General features: G+C 71.3%; 5 protein-coding genes and 1 pseudogene (1 of these 6 running past the window's edge). 3 read left to right on the plus strand and 3 right to left on the minus strand.

The genetic code is table 11. The features are described from left to right. Positions 1-456, plus strand: a pseudogene (carB, locus tag ACFYXV_RS32785) (carbamoyl phosphate synthase large subunit); the annotation flags it as partial. Between the two features lie 71 nt (positions 457-527). On the opposite strand, the gene ACFYXV_RS32790 reads toward carB, so the two are convergent. Continuing rightward, positions 528-686 (minus strand): hypothetical protein, encoded by a 159-nt coding sequence (locus tag ACFYXV_RS32790; RefSeq protein ID WP_385473927.1) that lies wholly within the window; start codon positions 684-686, stop codon positions 528-530. 618 nt (positions 687-1304) lie between these two features. On the opposite strand from ACFYXV_RS32790, the gene ACFYXV_RS32795 reads away from it, so the two are divergent. After that, complete coding sequence (locus tag ACFYXV_RS32795; RefSeq protein ID WP_389384902.1) at positions 1305-2552, plus strand: bifunctional adenosylcobinamide kinase/adenosylcobinamide-phosphate guanylyltransferase; 1248 nt, start codon at positions 1305-1307, stop codon at positions 2550-2552. A gap of 146 nt (positions 2553-2698) precedes the next feature. On the opposite strand, the gene ACFYXV_RS32800 is transcribed toward ACFYXV_RS32795, so the two are convergent. Next, a complete protein-coding gene (locus ACFYXV_RS32800) occupies positions 2699-3304 on the minus strand; it encodes a cadmium resistance transporter (RefSeq protein ID WP_389384903.1) in 606 nt (201 codons plus the stop codon). A gap of 213 nt (positions 3305-3517) precedes the next feature. Here ACFYXV_RS32800 and ACFYXV_RS32805 point away from each other — a divergent pair, with 213 nt between their 5' ends. Continuing rightward, a complete protein-coding gene (locus tag ACFYXV_RS32805) occupies positions 3518-4066 on the plus strand; it encodes a DUF4262 domain-containing protein (RefSeq protein ID WP_389384904.1) in 549 nt (182 codons plus the stop codon). Between the two features lie 404 nt (positions 4067-4470). Here ACFYXV_RS32805 and ACFYXV_RS32810 read toward each other — a convergent pair whose 3' ends face one another. Further along, positions 4471-5000, minus strand: the 3' portion of a protein-coding gene (locus ACFYXV_RS32810; RefSeq protein ID WP_389384905.1) for a hypothetical protein. It continues 22 nt past the right edge of the window; 530 of the gene's 552 nt are visible here — the last part of the coding sequence; its start codon lies off the right edge, out of view — the gene reads right to left on this strand; the stop codon is at positions 4471-4473.

Below are 5000 nucleotides of genomic sequence, written 5' to 3' on the forward strand. Positions count from 1 at the left end.
CCCACCAAGGGCCGCGCCTTCATCTCCGTCGCCAACCGCGACAAGCGCTCGATGATCTTCCCGGCCCGCGAACTCGTCAACCACGGCTTCGAACTCATGGCCACCTCCGGCACCGCCGAAGTCCTGCGCCGCAACGGAATCAACGCCACCATCGTCCGCAAACTCAGCGAAGGCGAAGGCCCCGACGGCGAGAAGACCATCGTCCAGCTCATCCACGACGGCCAGGTCGACCTCATCGTCAACACCCCGTCCCAGTGCGGGAGCAGCAACGCCGGCGGAGACGGCCACGTCCTGCGGGCCGCCGCCGTCGCCCGGGGCGTAACGTGCCTGACCACGGTCCGCGCGTTCGGCGCGGCCGTGCAGGCCATCGACGCACTCCGCCAGGCGGAGACCAGGGTGCGCTCCCTCCAGGAGACCGTCGCCCCCCTCGTACGGCGTTACCGAAGCTGCCGGTAGGCACGCTTGAAGCCCGGGCCCATGATCGGCCCGGGCTTCAAGCGTCGCGCCGCCCGTGGCGGCCGCGGCCCTTACTTCAGGGGGTCCTGGGTGCTCGGCACCAGCAGGTAATGGGCGAGATCGGTCAGCATCCGGCTCACCGGGTCCGGGGCTCCGGAGACCTGCTTGCGGCCCCTCCCCGCCCGTGCGGTCGTCGTGGTGCAGGCCTTGCGGTGAATGATGTTACGCATGAGCGTGCTCCTCGTCTCGTGGGCGTGCCTGCCGCCGCAAGGGCCGGTTTGGCCTCCGTCGGTACGGTTCTGCACAGGACGTCCCGCGCTGCTACTCATGCTCCGCCGCTCCCCCCAGCCGTTCACCATCCGATCGGCTGAACCGCCGGGGGGCGCGCAGGGGCCCCCGGACACCTTCGAGGGTGCGGGCCCGTCTCTGCGGGCGGGATCGCGGCTGCGCGGGCAATCCAGCGCGGCAGGGCCAGGAACGCCCTGCGACCACGGAGGGTGATCAGAGCGCCACGTTCCAGGTACATCGTGACCGGTGTGCACACGGACGCCGAGCAGCCCGACGACGCCGTGCCGCAGGAGCACGCACTCTCTGGCCGGTAACCGCCCGTAGGGCGGAACGGGGTCATGCGCGCTGGTGTCGATGCTGCCGTCGGGCCGGTTGTGGACGTCGTCAGCGAGGTGTGGGGTCCACGTTGGCGTTCGGACCGCCGGTTCGCCCTGTCCCAGGTCCGTTCGGAGGACGCGGGCAGCAGGGCGCGAGGCGTTCTCTGGAAGACCCAGCGACGTACGGCGGGGAAGGGAGCGCCCTCCCGGCTCCCGGCCCCGCCCCTTCCGGAAGGACCATCCGTGGAACTCACCCTGCTCGGTACCGCCGCCCCCGCAGGGCTGCCGCGGCCCGGCTGCCCTTGCGCCGGCTGCGCCTCTTCCGTCGGCGCGCATGCCCGCGCCGCGACGGCGGTCCTCGTGGACGGGGTCCTGCTCCTCGACGCGACGCCCAGCGCCGGTGCGAGTGCCGCCCGGGCCGGGCACGCACCGTCCGGGATCAGGTACGTACTGCCGGCCCGCCCCGAGGAGAGCGGGCCGGCCGGAGCACCGCTGCCCGGCCTGCCCACGGCCACTCGGCTGCCGGCCGGGCAGGAGCTGGCGGCCGCCTCCGGGCACCGGGTCCGGGCGGTCTCCGTCGACGTACCGGGCACCGGCTATGCGGTGACCGGCCCCGACGGCACCCGCGCCCTGTACCTGCCGCCCGGCGCAGCCCCCGCCGGTCCCTCTGCCGAAGCCCCCGGCAGCGGGGAGGGCGCAGACCTGGCGGACCAGGCTGCGGAACGCCCCTACGAGGTGGTCCTCGCGGACGTGCTGGGCCGCCCGGAGGTGCTGGCCCGGCTGCGGGCCTCCGGCTCCATCGGCCCCGGCACCGACGTGATCGCGGTGCACCTTGACCACGACGACCCGCTCGGCGCCGAACTGGTCCGCCGCTGCGCGGCGGCCGGCGCCCGAGCCGTGCCGGACGGCACCGCAGTCCTCACCGGCCGGCCGGCGCCGGCCCCGGCCGTGCCGCGCCGGACCCTGGTGGTGGGCGGGACCCGTTCGGGGAAGTCCCTCCAGGCGGAACGGCGCCTGGCGGCCCACCCAGACGTGGTGTACGCCGCCACCGGGGGCTCCCGCGACGGGGACCGCGAATGGGGGCACCGGGTGCAGCTGCACCGGGACCGCCGCCCGGCCCACTGGCAGACAGTGGAGACCAGTGAGCTGCTCCCGCTGCTCGCCCAGGACGGTCCCCCACTGCTCATCGACTGCCTGGCCGCGTGGCTGGCCCACGCGATGGAGCAGATCAACGCCGAGGACGAGACGGCCTGGCTGGGCGGCGACCAGCAGAAACTGCGCGCACGGTCCGTCGAGCTCGCGGCCGCGGTACGGGCAACCCGGCGCCGAGTGGTCCTGGTCAGCAGCGAGGCGGGATCCGGGGCACGGCCCTGCACCATGCGGGAACGCCGGTATCGCGACGAACTCGGCTGGCTCAACGCGGCAGTCGGCGAGACCTGCGAGGAAGTCCTCCTCGTGGTCGCCGGACAGGTGCTCGCCCTGAAGGGGTGAGGTGCGGATCTCCCGGGTCGGCGGGGCAGACGAAACGCCCGGTCTGGCGTGGCCGGGCAGTCGTGACGCCCGTCCCCCGAACAGCCCCATGAGGGGCACCCTGCACTGCCGGACCATCCGACGAGATCCGGTGGGGTGCCCCCCGCTCACAGGCCGAAAGCGCCGCCCTCGATGAGGATGAGCAGACCGATGGCGATTAGGACCAGGGGCAGCAGGATGTGGCCCCAGCGGGCAAGGGCCTTGGCAACGACGGGCCGAGTCGCGAAGAACTTGCCCGCGAAGCACCACACGGCCACCAGCACGAGGAACACCACGGCGAACACGCTCATCCCGCCGACGCCAGCGGTCGCGAACACGGGAACGTAGACGCCGATGTTGTCGCCCCCGTTGGCGAAGGTGACCGCCGCGACTTCCAGCGGGCCGGGCCCGCCTTCCTTGGCCTGTTCCCCCTCCTCGTCTCCGCCCCCGTCGCGGTGGTCCTTCCATGCCTGCCAGGCTGCCTTGAGACCCAGGGCGAGCGGCAGCAGACCGAGGTAGGGGACGGCGGACTCGGGCAGGAACGTGGCGCCGAACGCGGCGGCCACCGCCACGGCGAGGATCGCAACGAAGCCCAGGTACTGGCCCAGCACGATCTGCCGGGTGGATCCGGGGCGGCCGGCGCCCTGGGCGAAGAACAGCGCCAGGATCAGGATGTCGTCGATGTTCGTGACCGCGAACAGTCCGACCGCCTGCCCGATGATGCCCAGGTCCACGAGTAAATGCTCCCCTTCGATGCGAGTGTCCCGGTGACGCTACCGGGAGCCCGTACCGCACCGATCGCGGGCCCAAGGCTGAACAACCGCTGTCGAAGCTCGGTTCTGGCACAGATCTTGGGGAGCCAACGCGGAGGGTGACGGCGCCGTTCGATTGAGAGGGGTCCAAACCCCGGCTGCTCGACCTGAACGCTCACCTCGTAGCCTTCGCACATGACTGATGAGCCGTTCCAGTGCCGCTGTGTCCTCTGCCATGACTACGGCGACCGGGACGAAGCGGACCGCATGGATCAGACGGTCATCGAACATGTGCAGCAGCATGGATGGCACGTCGTGATGGTTCCCGAAGACGAGATCGGTCCTGGTTTCGCCTACACGATCGGCCTCGCGCACACTCATGGCGGGCCTGAACTCGCCATGTTCGGCCTGGATGTCCACGCCATGCACCGCATGCTCAACACCCTCGGAGAGAAGTCCGCCGCGGGCGAAGCGCTGGCGGATGGCCAGAGCCATTCCGATGTTGTCGTCGGACATCGGGTCGCGCTCAGGCAGGTTGACCGCGGCTGGTACCGGACCTTCTTCGGGCAGGCCATCGGGTTCTACAGGCGACCGCCTCTCCCCGTGCTGCAAGTCGCGTGGCCTGATGCCGAGGGCCGTTTCCACTGGGACGAGCAGGCCGGCGAGCGGCACGGTGAGTCACAGCCTCAGTTGTGGCTGCCCCCGAGTGACCATCCTGTCGGGATCTGGACGACCGAGCTCTGATCTCCTGGCCGGGAAGCTGCGGCCGGCGCCTAGGCGATGCACTACTGAAGCAGGATCACCCTGCATGGGAATTCGAATCCGGCTCGGCCATAGAGCTGTCTCTTGATCTTCCTGATGCCGGTGGCGCTCGCCCGGTCCCGCGGACAACGCAGGGAAGTTCGACTGCTCGCTTGTGGCCAGCCGGCTGCGGCCCGGGCCGCGGACAGTCCGGCCTCGCCGCCAGGGCTGACGCACACCACGGGGCGTTCCTCCCCGCCCTCGCCGACGAAGCAGAACGCGCCACCTGAGCCCGCCCGCGCAAACTGCTCCAACCGGGCTCCAGAAGCAAGCCGGACCCGTCTTCCGGCTCTTGGTCGGCCGCGCAATCAGAGGCCATATCGCACGGGCAGCGATCAGGCGGACGGCTATCGGGGCAGGCGACCCACCACGGCACGGAGCCGCTCCCGCCCTGCCGTGACGCTCGCGTCCCACAGACCTGCGGCGTCACCGCTCAGCGAGAGGGACTGGAGCCGTTGTTCGTCGGCCAGAAAGCCGGCACCCGGCACATCCTGGTCCAGCATGCCCATCGCGGTGAGTGCCGCATGGCCGCAGGACACCGCGTCATCAGCGTTGCCCGAGTCGTGGGCCAGCAGCGCATGGCGCAGGCAGAGGGCGGCGAAAAGGGCGTACGTGTCAGCGACACCGGTGACCCCCTCCTCGTCCGGCTGGAGCTCCGGAAACCGCTCCACCAGGCGCACGCGCTCGGCAGCGTCGGCGATCGGCCGGTCGGCAAGCCAAAGACCGCTCAGGGACTCCACATAGAGGTCCAGGTCGGCTTCCCGCCCCGGTACGCCCGCCCGCAGGCCTACGAACAGTGGCGCCATGCGTTCCGCACAGGCGGCGACATACAGGCGGACCGCTTCGCCGCCCCCATCACGAAGCGCCTCCTCGACGG

It is taken from the genome of Streptomyces sp. NPDC002181 (genome assembly GCF_042890485.1).
In the GTDB taxonomy this organism is placed as follows: Bacteria; Actinomycetota; Actinomycetes; order Streptomycetales; family Streptomycetaceae; genus Streptomyces.

Excerpts from the sequence above, each read along its gene's own strand:
- ACFYXV_RS32790 (WP_385473927.1), bottom strand. The coding sequence starts at position 686 with ATGCGTAACATCATTCACCGCAAGGCCTGCACCACGACGACCGCACGG.
- ACFYXV_RS32805 (WP_389384904.1), top strand. The coding sequence starts at position 3,518 with ATGACTGATGAGCCGTTCCAGTGCCGCTGTGTCCTCTGCCATGACTAC.